The organism is Sphaerobacter thermophilus DSM 20745, assembly GCF_000024985.1.
In the GTDB taxonomy this organism is placed as follows: Bacteria; Chloroflexota; Chloroflexia; order Thermomicrobiales; family Thermomicrobiaceae; genus Sphaerobacter; species Sphaerobacter thermophilus.
The window spans coordinates 2,053,746-2,068,401 of sequence record NC_013523.1; the positions used below are offsets into that span (position 1 = coordinate 2,053,746).

13 protein-coding genes are annotated in these 14,656 nt (G+C 68.4%); 7 read left to right on the forward strand and 6 right to left on the reverse strand.

Annotation, left to right across the window (positions count from 1 at the left end):
• Positions 1 to 60: 60 nt before the first annotated feature.
• Positions 61 to 954 carry a pyruvate, water dikinase regulatory protein gene (locus tag STHE_RS09395; protein WP_012872338.1) on the reverse strand — a complete coding sequence of 298 codons (894 nt, stop codon included), beginning with the start codon at positions 952 to 954 and terminating at the stop codon, positions 61 to 63.
• Between the two features lie 159 nt (positions 955 to 1,113).
• Here STHE_RS09395 and STHE_RS09400 point away from each other — a divergent pair, with 159 nt between their 5' ends.
• Positions 1,114 to 3,540 (forward strand): flippase activity-associated protein Agl23, encoded by a 2,427-nt coding sequence (locus tag STHE_RS09400; protein WP_245534856.1) that lies wholly within the window; start codon positions 1,114 to 1,116, stop codon positions 3,538 to 3,540.
• A 41-nt stretch (positions 3,541 to 3,581) separates the two neighbouring features.
• Entirely contained in the window at positions 3,582 to 5,489 is a 1,908-nt protein-coding gene (locus STHE_RS09405; protein ID WP_012872340.1) for a glycosyltransferase family 39 protein, read from the forward strand.
• A 47-nt stretch (positions 5,490 to 5,536) separates the two neighbouring features.
• On the opposite strand, the gene STHE_RS09410 is transcribed toward STHE_RS09405, so the two are convergent.
• Complete coding sequence (locus STHE_RS09410; protein ID WP_012872341.1) at positions 5,537 to 5,944, reverse strand: response regulator; 408 nt, start codon at positions 5,942 to 5,944, stop codon at positions 5,537 to 5,539.
• A 473-nt stretch (positions 5,945 to 6,417) separates the two neighbouring features.
• Between STHE_RS09410 and dxs the strand changes: the two genes are divergently transcribed.
• Positions 6,418 to 8,307, forward strand: a complete 1,890-nt coding sequence (dxs, locus tag STHE_RS09415; protein ID WP_012872342.1) for a 1-deoxy-D-xylulose-5-phosphate synthase — start codon at positions 6,418 to 6,420, stop codon at positions 8,305 to 8,307.
• A 284-nt stretch (positions 8,308 to 8,591) separates the two neighbouring features.
• The gene (gene rsmG / locus STHE_RS09420; RefSeq protein WP_012872343.1) at positions 8,592 to 9,323 is read left to right on the forward strand and encodes a 16S rRNA (guanine(527)-N(7))-methyltransferase RsmG; all 732 of its coding nucleotides are present in this window, start codon (positions 8,592 to 8,594) and stop codon (positions 9,321 to 9,323) included.
• Positions 9,324 to 9,492: 169 nt separating this feature from the next.
• Here the strand turns inward: rsmG and STHE_RS09425 are convergent, their stop codons facing one another.
• On the reverse strand, positions 9,493 to 10,563 hold the full coding sequence (locus STHE_RS09425; RefSeq protein WP_012872344.1) for a L,D-transpeptidase: 1,071 nt from the start codon (positions 10,561 to 10,563) through the stop codon (positions 9,493 to 9,495).
• 569 nt (positions 10,564 to 11,132) lie between these two features.
• Here STHE_RS09425 and rpsP point away from each other — a divergent pair.
• The 3 genes from rpsP to rimM all read left to right on the forward strand — a co-directional run bounded on the left by rpsP (position 11,133) and on the right by rimM (position 12,291).
• Complete coding sequence (rpsP, locus tag STHE_RS09430) at positions 11,133 to 11,456, forward strand: 30S ribosomal protein S16 (protein WP_012872345.1); 324 nt, start codon at positions 11,133 to 11,135, stop codon at positions 11,454 to 11,456.
• A gap of 66 nt (positions 11,457 to 11,522) precedes the next feature.
• Entirely contained in the window at positions 11,523 to 11,762 is a 240-nt protein-coding gene (locus STHE_RS09435) for a KH domain-containing protein (protein ID WP_012872346.1), read from the forward strand.
• Entirely contained in the window at positions 11,755 to 12,291 is a 537-nt protein-coding gene (rimM, locus tag STHE_RS09440; RefSeq protein ID WP_012872347.1) for a ribosome maturation factor RimM, read from the forward strand. The genes STHE_RS09435 and rimM overlap by 8 nt, the downstream gene beginning before the upstream one ends.
• Here rimM and hisIE read toward each other — a convergent pair.
• The 3 genes from hisIE to aroH form a co-directional block, all read right to left on the reverse strand.
• Positions 12,273 to 12,959: a bifunctional phosphoribosyl-AMP cyclohydrolase/phosphoribosyl-ATP diphosphatase HisIE gene (gene hisIE, locus STHE_RS09445; RefSeq protein WP_012872348.1), complete on the reverse strand. Its 687-nt coding sequence runs from the start codon at positions 12,957 to 12,959 to the stop codon at positions 12,273 to 12,275. The two genes, rimM and hisIE, sit on opposite strands and share 19 nt — an antisense overlap.
• A 60-nt stretch (positions 12,960 to 13,019) precedes the next feature.
• Positions 13,020 to 14,066 (reverse strand): 3-deoxy-7-phosphoheptulonate synthase, encoded by a 1,047-nt coding sequence (aroF, locus tag STHE_RS09450; protein ID WP_012872349.1) that lies wholly within the window; start codon positions 14,064 to 14,066, stop codon positions 13,020 to 13,022.
• A 127-nt stretch (positions 14,067 to 14,193) separates the two neighbouring features.
• On the reverse strand, positions 14,194 to 14,580 hold the full coding sequence (aroH, locus tag STHE_RS09455; protein WP_012872350.1) for a chorismate mutase: 387 nt from the start codon (positions 14,578 to 14,580) through the stop codon (positions 14,194 to 14,196).
• Positions 14,581 to 14,656: the final 76 nt, after the last annotated feature.

Below are 14,656 nucleotides of genomic sequence, written 5' to 3' on the forward strand. Positions count from 1 at the left end.
CGCCCTCTCGTCCTCAAGGCGTGCCGATACGTCCCCTCCGGCTCCCACGCTCCGGCCGCGTCAGTCCTCCCAGCCCCCGTCGGTCCAGGGATCGGCGTCGACACCGAGGCGTTCGCTCAGCGCGGCACGCAGGCGCTGGCTCTCCACCAGCGAGATAACCTCCTTCGCCGCCTCCTCGATCGACTTGCCCGTGATGTCGACCGTGGGCCAGGGATAGCCCCGCCGGACGATACGCCGGCAGTAGGCCAGCTCCTCGGCGACCTTCTCCGGATCAGCGTAGTCGCCGTCCTCATCGGCCCCAAGCGAGCGCACCCGGTGCTGCCGGATGCGGACCAGCTCGTCCTTGTCGATGGTGAGGGCGACGATGCGGGTCTGATCGATCTGATCGAGCTTGGCAGGCGGCTCCACCCCCAGCACGATCGGGATGTTCGCCACCTTCCAGCCGCGCATCGAGAGGTAGATGCTGAGCGGGGTCTTCGAGGAGCGCGAGACGCCGACCAGCACGATGTCGGCCTCGTGCAGGCTGTCGATTCCCTGACCGTCGTCGTGCTGCACGGTGAACTGGATCGCGTCGATGCGGCGGAAGTATTCGTCGCTCAACCCGCGCGACACGCCCGGCCGCAGCAGCGGGCGCATGCCGACGTGCTGGGAGATCTGCCCGAGCAGCGGTCCGGTCAGGTCCACATGGTCGATCACCCGCTGACGGCACTCACGCAGCAGCAGACGGCGGATCTCGGTGATGACGATGGTATGGACGATGATGCCGTTGTTGCGGGCCGCCTCTTGCACCACCGCCAGCACCTGCTCGCGGGTCCGCACGCCGGGGTGGCGCTCGATGGTGAAATCGACACCGGGGAATTGAACGGTGACGGCATCGACCACGGCTTCGGCCGTGGCCCCGCCGCCGTCGGAGACGACGTAGATCGTGCAGCGTCGCGGCTGGTTGCGCTCCATGGCCCGGCCCTACCATCCTCTGGCGTGCGCTCGCGGGACATCGACGATCGAGCCACCGATACCATACACCCCAGGCCGCCGCAAGGCGCGCCGCGTGCCCGGCGTTAGCCGGGGCGAAAACCGCGGTGTAGAATCGGCAGCGCGAACGACGGTACCGGATTGGGGCGAGGCGACCTGACCGAACGGGACGATCTGTTGGAGACGGACCATCTTCCCTCGCGATCGGCCGCCGCGATGCACCGCGCGCGGCAGATGACCGGTGCGCAGGTCGCCGCGCGACCGCCGCGGCGGGGCGCTGCGGGCATCCTCCCGACCACCATCTCGCTGGAGACCGCCCTCTACGTTCTCATCTTCCTGGCCGCGGTCCTGACCCGCTTCTGGGATCTCGGCTCCCGCGCACTGCACCACGACGAGTCGCTCCATACCTACTACTCCTGGATCTACGCCGAGGGCTTCGGCTACCAGCACAACCCGTTGATGCACGGGCCGTTCCTGTTCCACGCCAACGCCCTGCTCTACCTGCTCTTCGGCGCGAGCGACTACGTATCGCGGGTCATGCCGGCCGTCGCCGGCGTCATCGTCGTCATGCTGCCCTGGCTGCTGCGCGGGCCGCGGCTGCTGGGGCGCTGGGGCGCGCTGTTCGCCTCGGCCCTCCTGCTGGTGTCGCCGTCGATCCTCTTCTACTCCCGCTTCATCCGGCACGACATCTACTGCCTGCTCGGGACGTTCGCGTTGGCCATCGCCATCGTGCGTTATGTTGAGCGACCCGAGCCGCGCTGGGCGATCCTCGGCGGGCTCGCTATTGGCTTCCTGTTCACCACCAAGGAAGTCAGCTTCATCGTGCTGTTCATCTTCGTGACCTTCCTGGCCATTGCCGTGGCCCTGCGCGCCGCGCCCGGCCTGCTGCTGGTCGCCGCCGGAGCGCTGGTCGCCTTCGGTGCGGCGGCGATGACGTTCAAGGCGCTGGGCGTCGGGCCGCTGCCCGGCATCCCCTGGGACCAGCCGACGAGCGAACAAATCTGGCGCTTCACTGTCGCACTCTTCCGGCACCCGGTCGTGGTGGCGGCCATCGGCATCGCGCTCCTGGCGTTCGTCGCCGCGGTGTGGCTGCTCGACCGCCGCCGCGCGGGGGCGGGTTGGATCGAGGGCATCCTCGGCGATGCGGCCGAAGGCTCGACCGCGGCCGCGCTGCGAGCCCTGCTCACCGAGCGGCACGGCCTGCTGATCGGCGCCGGGCTAGGCACGCTCGTCTTCGTCGTCCTCTACACCAGCGTCTTCTCGAACATGATGGGGCTGGCGAGCGGCACGTTCGGCGCCCTCGGATACTGGCTGGGACAGCAGGGCGTGCAGCGCGGTGAGCAGCCCTGGTTCTACTACCTGCTGCTGGTGCCCCAGTACGAGTTCGTCGCCGCCCTGTTCTTCCCGGTGGGCATCGTCTGCCTCGGCCGGCGCTGGCTCCGGGCACGGCGCGGCGGCAGCCCGCTCGGTCATCGCCACTACGTCCAGGGTTTCCTCATCTACTGGGCGATGCTGATGCTGGGTGTGCTCTCCTGGGCCGGTGAGAAGATGCCCTGGCTGACCGTCCACATCGCGCTGCCGCTGACGCTTCTGGCGGCCGCGCTGCTGGGCGAAGCCGCCGAATGGCTCGCCCAGGCCTGGCGCGAGTGGACGCCCGCCCGCCGCCGGGAGGCGCTGGCCGCCGGCGCCGGGGTCGTCGGGCTCGCCGTGGCGTGGTTCCTGGTCATGGCCTGGGCCAGCGCCGGGCCGTACGTGGAGCAGGAGACGACGTTCGGGACCCGCCTCCAGCGTACGCTTCGGCCCTGGGCCGCCGACCACTGGTGGATCGTCTACATCCCCTGGCTCCTGCTCGCCCTGCTCCTGATCGCGGCCGCGGTCCGGCTTGGAGTGAGGCAGATGCTCGCCACCCTGGCCCTGGCCGGCACCGTCGCTCTGGCGCTCGGACAGGTGCACGTCGGCTGGCACATGACCTACCGCGCGGGCGATGTCCCGACCGACATGCTGATCTACGTGCAGACCTCGCCCTACGTGCCCCGCGTGACCCGGGAACTGGAGGCGTTGTCCCAGGAGCTAACCGGCGGGATGAACCTGGAGGTCTGGTACGACTCGGGGACGCAGTGGCCGTTCAACTGGTACCTGCGCAACTTCCCCAACCGCCGCTACTTCGGCACCCAACTCACCGAGACACCCACCGGGCCGGTGGTGCTCGTCTCGCAGGACAACGTCACGCCGCAGTTGGAGCGGCAACTGGAGGACTACGTCTTCCAGCAGTACCCGATGCGCTGGTGGTTCCCGGAGGAGCAGACCTATCGCCGCTTCGCCTACGCGCCGGAGTTGAAGAACGAGGGCCGCCAGAACTACCAGGACGACCAGGAGCCGCCCTTCACCCTACTCGATGTCGCCGGGAGCGTCTGGCGCAGCGTCTGGTCGCTCCACGAACCCGAACAGCAGGGGAAGATCTTCCGACTGGTCGCGTTCCGCGAGTTGCCAGCGCCGATCGGGAGCTACTGGTTCCGTGTCTACGTCCGCGCCGATCTGGTCCCGTACCTGAACGGGCTGCGCTACTAGCGCCGGATCGCGCCGGCACCACGCAGAAGGAGAGACGCCCGGTGGTGCACCGCCTCTCGGTGTTCGATCAGGCCGACGCCGCGCCCGACGCCCTCGACCGGCGCCTGGACCTCTCCGCCCTCTCCTGGGAGGGGGTCGGGTGGATCGCGGCCGCCCTCTTGGCGGCGCTCGTGCGGCTCACCCAGCTCACCACCTGGCCGCTCGGGGCGGACGAGGCGCGCGTCGCGACCGACGGGCTGGCGCTCGCGACCGGCGGGACACTATCGAATGACGCCTGGACGCACCCGCTCGTGGTCGAGGCAGAGGGTCTGGCCATGTTCCTCTTCGGGCCGAGCGACGGGGTGGTGCGCCTCGTGCCCGCGCTGGCGGGCCTCGGGGCGATCGCACTGCTCTGGCCGCTGCGGCGCTGGGTTGGCCGCGGGGCGGCACTCAGTGCAGCCATCCTGCTGGCGCTGTCGCCGACCCTGGCCTTCACCGCCAGGCAGGCGGGAGCCGGGAGCCTGCTCGTCGCCGGGTCGCTCTTGTTCCTGGCCCTCCTGCTGCACCATCTGAGCCAACCCACGACCCTGTCGGCGGTAGCCACCGGAGCGGCCGCCGGGTTGCTGCTACTGACTGGCCCGCTCGGCTGGGTGGGACTGCCGCTCACCGCCGGAGCAGGCATCGCCATGGCGGGCGGGCGCCATGCCCGGCTGCGAGATCTCTCCGGCCTGGCAGTGGGCCTGCTGCTGGTGCTGATCACGCTCTCCACCGTCCTCTTCACGCGGCCCGCGGGCTTCTCGGCATTCATCTCCGGGAGCCTCGGCACTCTCTGGCGCGAGCACCTTGCCAGCGCAGGCACGCAGTGGTGGATGACCCCACTGGTGCTGGTCGCCGACGAGTTCCTCCTGCTCGTGCTGGCGGTCGTTGCGGTGTGGCAGGTCCTGGTCAACCGGGAGAAGCTGCCGTTCGGCACCGCTCGTCCGGCGCGGGCGATCCTCGCGTGGGCCGCGGTCGGGACGGTAGTCGCCACGATAGTCGCCGGCTCCGGCGCGGACCGATACAGCCTGGCAGTGCTGCCGCTGGTTCTGGCTGGCGGTGTGGGGCTCGGCGCGCTGGTCGGGGGGATCGACTGGGCGGAGGTCTGGAGTGGTCGCGGGCTGGCATTTGTGGTGGCGGTTTTCCTCACCTTCGCCGCGCTGCTCAGCACCTTCAACACGCTCGGAAGCACGCCGGCCACGTCCGCGCGCTTCGCCTGGCTGCTGACGCTGGCGATCCTGATCCTGCTGGTGCTGGTGCCGCTCCTGCTGGCGACGGTGTGGCTGGCACGCCGGCTCAATCAGCCGGCAACCGGCTTAGTGGGCCTTGCGGCGCTGCTCGTGCTCGGCGGGGTCACGCTGCACACCGGGGTGATGCTCGGCGCCACTAATGTCAACCGGCCCGGCGAGCCGCTGCTGATCGGCAGCACCGCGCCCGCCGTGGAGCGCTGGATCACCCGCATCGAGAGGTTGAGTGCAGACCTGACCACGTTCACCCAGAACGTGCAGGACCCGACCGGCGGCCACGGCTTTACGATCGTGCTCGATGAGGAGATCGCCCAGCCCTTCGCCTGGTACCTGCGCGACTTCCCGAACCTGCGCGTGGTCGACGCCGACGAGCCGGCGACCGGCACGACGCCGCCCGACGTCGTGATCGCCCTGCCGGAGCACGTGCCCGCGCTGCTCGGAGAACACACCGACTACGTCCCACGGCCCTACGCCCTGACGGTACCCGTGCCTCCCAGCTTCGCGCAGCCCGACTGGGGCGCGCTGCTGGCCAGCCTGACCGACCCGGCACAGATCCGCCATTTCACGGAATTCCTGATCGACCGGCAGGTCAGCAACCCCGCCGAGCCCCGGGCCTTCGCGCTGGTATTGCGTTCCGACCACGCGGAACGGGTGTATGGACCGACAACGGAAACGGAATCGCGGTAGGGGAGGATGCCCGCCCCCCATCCGGCGGGCATCGTCATCGGGCAATATCAGTCGTGGAGGGAGCGCTCCGCCGCGCCGTCGCGCCCGAGGAGACGCTCGACGGTAACGAAGAACTCATCGAGATCGAAGGGCTTCTGGAGGCATGCATCCGCGCCGCTGGCGCGGGCCTGCTCACGCGCCCGCGGGTGCGCGGACATGACCACGGTCGGGATGTCGTCGTGGTCAGTGTGCCGCCGGATCGCACGGACGAGGTCGGAACCCAGCCCGTCCGGCAGCAGGAAGTCCACCACCACCAGATCCGGCGCCGCCTGCTCCCAGAGCCGCAGCGCCTCGGCCACGCTGGGCGCGGTATGCACTACAAACCCAGCATCGTCGAGCGCCCAGGCAATCAATTCCGCTATTGAGGGATCATCCTCCACCACAAGTATCGTCTGAGTCAGTTGCCTGGTCGCCATCCATATCCTCAGATCGCCGAGCACGGCGTCGTGCCACGCCTACAACTCGCCCCGCTGATGCTTCTCACGCAGAAGCACCAAACCCGGCTTATGGCTACGCATGTTGCATGCCAACCTCGCTCGCTGTCCGTACGCCTACCAGTGGCGCAATCCTGCTCATCGCGTAATGTTCACGAACGCGGTACTCCGCTTACGGCCGGTGACTATGCCGGATGTCGCGCAACTGACGGCCCAATCCGCTGCGATATCAGGGGATCCGTACCCGTCGGCGCTCCGTGTCCGCGCATATGACAACGTTCAGGTAACATTGGCGCGATCCGAACGTTGTCAGAATTGGCAGGACGCCAGACGTTTGCGGCACGGATCGTGCCTCCCGCCCGGCGGGCGTTTGACGCCATATTTCGGCCCCTGATAGGATCACCGGAGCGTTCGCCCCGAAGGCGGGCGATCCTAACGCGATGGAGGACGATCCCATGCTGCTGGAGCGAGTCGACAGCCCTGAGGATCTCAAGGCCCTCTCCCTGCGCGAGCTGGAGCAACTGGCTGCTGAGATCCGCCAGACGATCCTCGACATCATCGTCGGGAAGACCGGGGGCCACTTCGCATCCAACCTCGGTTCGGTCGAGTTAGCCATTGCCCTGCACTACGTCTTCAACTCCCCTCAGGACAAGATCGTGTGGGACGTCGGCCACCAGGCATACCCGCACAAGCTCATCACCGGCCGGCGTGATCGCTTCCACACCATCCGCCAGCCCGGAGGGCTCAGCGGCTTCCTGCAGCGCGAGGAGAGCCCGCACGACCACTTCGGCGCCGGGCACGCCAGCACGTCGATCTCCGCGGCCCTCGGTATGGCGGTCGCCGGCCGGCTGAAGGGCGAGCGCTTCCACACCGTCGCCGTGATCGGCGACGGCGCGCTCACCGGGGGCATGGCCTACGAGGCACTCAACAACGCCGGGAGCCTGCAGGTCCCGCTGATCGTCGTGCTCAACGACAACGAGATGTCGATCGCCCCCAACGTCGGGGCGCTTCCCAAGTACCTGAGTCGTATTAGGACCGACGAGCGGTACACCCAGGCCAAGATCGAGGTGGAACGCCTGCTCCACCGCATGCCCCAGGGCGACTGGCTCCTGGAGCTGGGCAAGCGCATGAAGGACGGCCTGAAAGAGGTCGTCTACCACACCATGATCTGGGAAGAGCTGGGCTTCACCTACGTCGGACCGGTCGACGGCCACAACCTGCGCGACCTGATCGAGACCCTCCAGCAGGTGCGGGAGATCGACGGCCCGGTCTTCGTCCACGCGGTGACGGTCAAGGGGAAAGGCTACGAGCCGGCCGAGAACGACCCCTTCAAGCACCACGCCGCGTCGATCAAGATCCCCGGCGCACCGCCCAGCCCGCCGAAGTACCAGGACGTCTTCGGTGAGACGCTGACCGCGCTGGCGCGCGAGGACGAGCGCATCGTCGCCATCACGGCGGCCATGCCGGACGGCACCGGGCTGCTGCCCTTTGCCAAGGAGCACCCGAAGCGCTTCTTCGACGTCGGCATCGCCGAGCAGCACGCAGTCACCTTCGCCGCCGGCCTCGCCACCCAAGGGCTGCGGCCCGTGGCAGCCATCTACTCGACCTTCCTCCAGCGGGCCTTCGACCAGGTGGTGCACGACGTCTGCATCCAGAAACTGCCGGTGGTCCTCGCCATGGACCGCGCAGGCTTCGCTGGGGAGGACGGGCGAACCCACCACGGCCTCTTCGACATCGCCTACCTGCGCTGCCTGCCGAACATGGTCTTGATGGCGCCGAAGGACGAAAACGAGCTGCGCCACATGCTCAAGACCGCCATCCTCTACGAGGATGGACCGATTGCACTGCGCTACCCGCGCGGCGCCGGGGTCGGCGTGCCGCTTACCGGGGAGCCACACCCGCTGCCGATCGGCCGGGGTGAAGTGCTGCGAGAGGGCGACGACATCACCATCGTCGCGCTCGGCACCATGGTCCTGCCCGCGGAGCGCGCGGCGGACATTCTGGCCGAGCAGGGGATCCACGCGACCGTCATCAATGCCCGCTTCGTCAAGCCACTGGACGAGGAGCTGATCCTCTCCAGCGCGCAGCGCACGGGCCACCTGCTCACCGTCGAGGAAGCCATGCTCGCAGGTGGCTTCGGCAGCGCCGTGTTGGAGCTCCTCGCCCGCGAGGGGCTGCGGCTACCGGTGACGACCCTCGGCGTGCCGGACCGGATTTTCGACCACGCGCCCCAGGGCGTGCTGCGCAAGCAGGCGGGCCTCGACGCCGAGACCATCGCCGCCCGCGCCGCGGCACTCCTCGGCGCCCGCCCGGCCGACGTTCCGGTCGCAGGCGGTGGTGCGTAGAGCTGAGAGGCGGCTCCGTCTCACGGCGTGTATGCGGTCGGCACCTGCCCGGGGGGAAACCCCCGGGCTGACAGCGCAAGCCCGCTAAGGCGGGCTGGGGATGCGTCAGTGGACATGCCGGATTCTCTCGTTGAAGGGCATGAGCGGCCGGAACCCCCAGCCGGCTCTAGGCGGCTTCGCCGTGTCAGCGCGGCGGCTTCAGCCCCGCGCCCCGACCGGGTTCGGTATCACTCCACCACCCCGCGGCGGAGCACAAGCGTCGGATCGCCCACGGGACACAGCACATGACCGCACTCCCGACTCTCACCAGACTTGCCGAGGCACTGGGCGTGGCGCTCGACGCCACGGCGCTCGACCGCTTCGCCCGATACCGGGATCTCTTGCTCGACTGGAACCGGCGGATCAACCTGACGCGGGTCACGGAGCCGACCGAGGTCGAGATCCGCCTCTTCGCCGACTCGCTGCTCCTCATCCCCTATCTGCGCCGCTTCCGTGAGGCGAATCCCGACAACCCTCCGCGGCTGGCAGATGTCGGCGCGGGGGGCGGGTTCCCCGGACTTCCGCTCAAGATCGCCATGCCCGACCTCGACCTGACGCTGATCGAGGCCACGGGCAAGAAGGTCGCCTTCCTCGACGCCGCCATTGCGGCGCTCGACCTAGCCGGCGCCCGCGCCGTGCACGGCCGTGCCGAGGAACTCGCGCACCTCCCGGACTACCGCGGTCGCTTCGACGTGGTGACAGCGCGGGCGGTGGCCCGGATGCCGACCCTGCTGGAGTACTGCCTGCCGTTGCTGCGTCCGGGTGGCTGGGGGTTGTTTCCCAAGGGTCGCGATGCGCAAGACGAGGCGGCCGAGGCCGCGAATGCGCTGGCGACCCTCCACGCGCGCCTGCTCGCGATCGACCCGGCGCCCGTGCCGGAGCTGGCCGGCACCGCGATCGTCGTGGTGGAGCAGATCAAACCCGTCCCGCCGAAGTACCCCCGCCGCGCCGGCCTACCCGCCAAGCGCCCGCTATAGAGGCACCACACTCGTTCTCAGCAGCCCAGGCGGCCTTTCCCGGCCCACTCACATCGCTCCCCTCTCCCAGAATTGGGAGAGGGACCGGGGGTGAGGGCCGCGCCCCTTGGGGCTTGATACGACTCGGGGCGGGGACCTGTCCCCGCCCCGAGCGAGCGTTGCCGAAGACCTAGTAGTGGATCCAGATCGGCGTTCCGGGCGGCGCCCAGTTGTAGAGCCAGCCGGCGGCGTCGATCGGCAGGTTGACGCAGCCACGGCTCCGTGGGTAGCCGAAGTCCGAGTGCCAGTACGTCCCGTGGATGGCATAGCCGCCGGTGTAGAAGTACATCACGTACGGCACATCCGGCAGGTAGTAGTACTCGGGAGTCCCGGCGAGCCCGCCGGTCATGTCGTCGTAGCGCAGCTTCCACTGCACGGTGAACGTTCCGACCGGCGTCGGGTACTGCGGCAGCCCGCCGGACATCGGCGACGAGAAGACGGGCGTGTTCCCCTCCCAGGCCGTCAGCCGCTGGGGCACGCTCAGATTGACCTCGATCCACTTATCCGGCAGCCGGGTAATGTGCGGGAAGACCCCGGAGTCCGGTCGCTGCCCGATGCCGGCCGTGTTTACGCCCCGGGATTCCGCTACCTGACGGCCGAGCAGGCCGAGCTGGACCTCATAGCGCGTGCCGCGGTGCTCCGGGTGCCACTCGAAACGCGCACGCTCGAAGTACTGGACCGTGTGGCCGTTCTCGGTGAACTCCTCACTGATCGGGTAGCCGAAGATGTCCAGCCCGCCGTTCGCCAGCCAGAAGTTCTTGAAGCCGAAGCTGAGGAAGTGGCCGGTCTCTGGGAAGTACCAGTGCGCGTCGTTGTTCTGATAGGGCTGATCAAGCCGGATCGGCGTGAACGCCGGATGGTCCCGTCCGGCGGTTACCTGCCGTCCTACCAACCCGAGCTGCACCCGAAAGTTCTCCGGGTTTTCGGGGTGCCACTCGAACCGCGCGCGCTCAAAGTACTGCACGCGCAGCCCGTCCTCACCAATCTCCTCGGTGATCGGGAACCCGAAGATGTCGACCCCGCCGTGACTCCACCAGAAGTGTAGGAACTCGGTCTGCGCATGATGGCCCGTCTGGGGGAAGTAGACGACCCGTTCCAGTTGCTGCAGCGGCGGCGCAGCTGCGCTCACAGGAGTGCTACCCACTGGCAGGAAGACCAGCGAGAGCACCAGCGCAGTGGCCAACGAAACTAGACGGCGCATTGCGTCAACTCCCTCCCAACGGACGCCGCGACCCGCGCCGCCGCGGGTCGTGCACGACCGGCCTTATCCCTCATAGGGTATAACGCACGAAGCGTTGGGGTGATACATAGTATTTCAGCGCTAGCCCGGACTAGCCCGATTACCCCAGTACCGGCTCCACTCAACGCGCGATGACCTTTGAGGAAATCACCCGGTATGCCCGCCAGTAGCACGCTCCACAAGCCCTGTCATCATGAGCGAATCGAAGGATCTCGCGTCGGACCAGCCACGCGCCGAATCGCTCCTCCGGCTCGGAGGGAGTCGCCGGAACCGGCTGGGCACTGCCTCCGCCTTCGCTCAGGAGGACAGCGAACGGGCGATGGTGGCGGTTCTACCGTGGCCGGCTCCGGCATACCACGGAACTTCGTCAAGTCCCGTGACGCGTTGACGCGCACCCGGCTGCGTGCTAATATCCTGGAGTCCCCGGGGTTGCCCCGGGCTGATCATGTGTGCCTTGTGGATCGTGCTAGTCCATCGGCACGCCGGACACCGCGGACGAAAGAGAAGACCAGGAAAGGGAGCAGCGAAGCGTGATCAAGCTGCGGCTGCGGCGCATGGGAGCGAAGAAACAGCCACACTACCGGATTGTGGCCGCAGAGGCGCGGTCTCCCCGCGACGGCCGCTTCATCGAGGTGGTCGGCTACTATAACCCGAAGACGAACCCCGCAACCGTGAAGGTGAATGCGGAGCGCGCGAAGTACTGGCTCGACCACGGCGCCCAGCCGACCGAGACGGTCCGCACCCTGCTCGTCCGCACCGGCGTCCTCCCCGGCAGGGTCAATGGCGCGCCCGCGCCGGCCGAGGAGAGCCCGGCCGAGACGAGCACGACCGAAGAGAGCGCGACCGAGGAGTAGGCCGCGCGACGGTCGAGACACCAGCAAACCGGGGAGGTCGCCGTGCCGGGGCGAAACAGAGACGGGATGGGCGAACTGCAGGCGCTGGTCGAGTACATCGCCCGGGGTCTGGTTGATGACCCCGCGTCAGTCCGCGTCCAGGCCCGGCGTCGCGGCCCGAACGTCATCATCGACCTGCGCGTTCCCGCTGCCGAGATGGGCAAGGTGATCGGCCGCCAGGGCCGCATCGCGCGCGCAATGCGCACCCTTTTGACTATCGCTGCGGCCCGCAACGGACTCCGTGCCAGCCTGGACATTCATGAGTGAGCCAAACTGGCAAACCCCTCCCGATCAGGTCCGCCTCGCGATCGGCGTGATCGTCGCACCTCAGGGAATCAGCGGCGAAGTCCGGATGAACATCTGGACGCACTTCCCGGAGCGCATCCCGGACCTCACCGAGGTCTATCTCGATGACGAAGCCCAGCCGCGCCGCCTCCTCACGGCGCGGCTCCACAAAGGGGTGGCCATCCTCCGCATCGAGGGGGTCGAGACGCGCGACGAGGCCGAGGATCTGCGCGGCACGGTCGTGCGCATCGGCCCGGACCAGGCCGCGCCGCTCGGCGAGGACGAGTACTACCACTTCCAACTGATCGGCCTGACGGTGGTGGATGAAGCGGGGAACCCGCTCGGCACCCTGACCGATATCCTTGAGACGGGCGCCAACGATGTCTACATCGTGCGCGACGAGGCTGGCAAGGAGACGCTCCTCCCCGCGCTCCGGGACGTCGTGCTCGACATCGACCTCGAGTGCGGACGGATGACGGTCCGGCCTCTCCGCTACGCCGACGAAGACTGATCCGCCGCCGGTCGGCCCCGTCGCGTGCGCAGCACCGCCCACACGCGCTCGGTGGGCACGTCGCTCGCCTCCAGCAGCACCAGCAGGTGGTAGATCAGGTCGGCAGCTTCGTTGGCGAGGTTCTCCGGATCGGCATTCTTGGCGGCGATGATGACCTCGGCTGCCTCCTCGCCGATCTTCTTCCCAATCTTGTCGATCCCCGTCGTCAGCAGGTAGGTCGTGTAGGAGCCCTCGACCGGGTGAGCGCGCCGCTCGGCGACCACGCGGGCCACCTCATCCACGACGCTACTCGTCGGCGGCACGGCCGCCTCGCCCACCATCAGCGGCGGCTGGGCGAAACACGTGTCGGTCCCCAGGTGGCAGGTGGGGCCCGCGGGAACCACCCGGACCAGCAGGGCGTCGCCGTCGCAATCGGGCCGGATCTCCACCACCTCGTGGACGTTGCCCGAAGTCTCCCCCTTCATCCAGAGCTTGCCCCGGCTGCGGCTCCAGAAATGGAGCCGTCGCGTGGCGATGGTCCGCTCCAGTGCCTCGCGGTTCATGTAGCCGAGCATGCGCACTTGACCGGTGGCTGCGTCCTGCACCAACGCCGGCACCAGCCCACGCTCATCGAAGCGTACGGCATCAACGGGGGAGGTGGGTGTGTCCATGGGATCCTCTCGCTGCATTCCCAAGAACTCCCCCTCTCCCACAAGGGGAGAGGGGGTCGGGGGTGAGGGGCGACGCTGCTAGTCCGCCGCCATCTCCATCTGCGGTGCCCGCACGGTCCGGCCGACGGCTTCCGCGACTCGTGCCAACTTGGGCATGGCCGCGCTGAAGTTCTCGAATGTCAGCGACTGGCTGCCGTCGGAGAGGGCGTGGTCGGGGTTGGGGTGGACCTCGACGATCAGCCCGTCGGCACCGCTAGCGACCGCCGCCAGCATCATCGACGGGACGAGGTACCACTTCCCGGTCCCGTGGCTCGGGTCCACGATGATCGGCAGGTGGCTGAGGCGCTTGACAACCGGAACGGCCGACAGGTCGAGCGTGTTGCGAGTGATCGTCTCGAAAGTGCGGATGCCGCGCTCGCAGAGCATGACTTGCTCGTTGCCCTGCGCCATGATGTACTCCGCCGCCAGCAGCCACTCCTCGATCTGGGTGGACATGCCGCGCTTGAGCAACACCGGCTTCTGCGTCTTGCCGACCGCCTCCAGCAGCAGGAAGTTCTGCGTGTTGCGGGCGCCGATCTGGAGCACGTCCGCGTACTCGGCCACCATGTCGAGATCGGCAACGCTGAGAACCTCGGTCACGATCGGCAGGCCCGTTTCAGCCCGGGCCTTGGCCAGGAGCCGCAGCCCCTCTTCCCCCAGGCCGCGGAAGTCGTAGGGCGAGGTGCGCGGCTTGAAGGCGCCGCCGCGCAGCATGCTCGCGCCCGCCGCCTTGACCGCGTGCGCGGTCTGGATGATCTGCGCCTCGCTCTCAACCGAGCAGGGGCCGGCGATCACGACGACCTCGTTGCCGCCCACCGCCACGTCCCCGACGTGGATGACCGTGTCGTCCGGGTGGAACTCGCGGCTGGCAAGCTTGTAGCGCTTGGTGATCCGGACGACCTCTTCCACGCCCGGCATCCGCTCCAGCGCCTCCTGCAGCGAGTCGGGCAGCGGCGCGCCGAGCACGCTCACCGTCGCGCGCTCGGAACCGACGATGCTGCGCGTGGCAAAGCCGAATTGCTCGATGCGCGCGATCACCTCCTGGAGGTCCCGCTCGCTGGCGGAGGTCTTCATGACGACGATCATCAGCCCGCTCCCTGCTCTCCCTGACTCTCGTCTGATGGTACAGACGCGGGCAACCCGCGCCGCGCTCTATCCGGCGCCGTGCCGGAGCATCCTATGCGCCGCAACGGTGCGGCGGCAGCCGGTGCCGTCAGACAGACCGGCCGTTCGGTTCGTAGGCCCACTCTGGCCGCAGTTCCCGCGCGCGCCGCAGGTACACGTGCCTGATCTCGCTGGGAGACTTCTCGGTGTTGACGTGCATCAGGATACGGACGACGTGGTCGAGCGCGCCCGGCACGTCCATCTCGTGGGTGCACAGCAACGGCACCATGTCCCAGCCGTAGTCGCGCGCGGCAATCGCCGGGAACGTCGCGTTGAGATCCGGCGTGGTGGTAAAGATGATGCTCGCCACATCCTCTGCGGCGATGTCGTTGGCCTCGATCATGGTCGCCAGCAACTCCCGCGTCGCCTCCAGGATGTCCTCGGCCGTATTCCGGTCGGCCGTGGTCGCTCCGCGGATACCCCGGCATCTCAACATGCCCGCGCTACCTCCCACGTCGCCTAAGCGACGCGCCCATCCGGTGCCTCCGGCCCTGCGCGGCCCCGGAGGCACC

What these genes read in the sequence shown, in the direction of transcription:
- dxs (WP_012872342.1), top strand. Translation starts at nt 6,418, where the DNA reads ATGCTGCTGGAGCGAGTCGACAGCCCTGAGGATCTCAAGGCCCTCTCC.
- rimM (WP_012872347.1), top strand. Translation starts at nt 11,755, where the DNA reads ATGAGTGAGCCAAACTGGCAAACCCCTCCCGATCAGGTCCGCCTCGCG.
- aroF (WP_012872349.1), bottom strand. Translation starts at nt 14,066, where the DNA reads ATGATCGTCGTCATGAAGACCTCCGCCAGCGAGCGGGACCTCCAGGAG.
- STHE_RS09435 (WP_012872346.1), top strand. Translation starts at nt 11,523, where the DNA reads ATGGGCGAACTGCAGGCGCTGGTCGAGTACATCGCCCGGGGTCTGGTT.
- STHE_RS09410 (WP_012872341.1), bottom strand. Translation starts at nt 5,944, where the DNA reads ATGGCGACCAGGCAACTGACTCAGACGATACTTGTGGTGGAGGATGAT.
- rsmG (WP_012872343.1), top strand. Translation starts at nt 8,592, where the DNA reads ATGACCGCACTCCCGACTCTCACCAGACTTGCCGAGGCACTGGGCGTG.
- aroH (WP_012872350.1), bottom strand. Translation starts at nt 14,580, where the DNA reads ATGTTGAGATGCCGGGGTATCCGCGGAGCGACCACGGCCGACCGGAAT.
- STHE_RS09425 (WP_012872344.1), bottom strand. Translation starts at nt 10,563, where the DNA reads ATGCGCCGTCTAGTTTCGTTGGCCACTGCGCTGGTGCTCTCGCTGGTC.
- STHE_RS09395 (WP_012872338.1), bottom strand. Translation starts at nt 954, where the DNA reads ATGGAGCGCAACCAGCCGCGACGCTGCACGATCTACGTCGTCTCCGAC.
- hisIE (WP_012872348.1), bottom strand. Translation starts at nt 12,959, where the DNA reads ATGCAGCGAGAGGATCCCATGGACACACCCACCTCCCCCGTTGATGCC.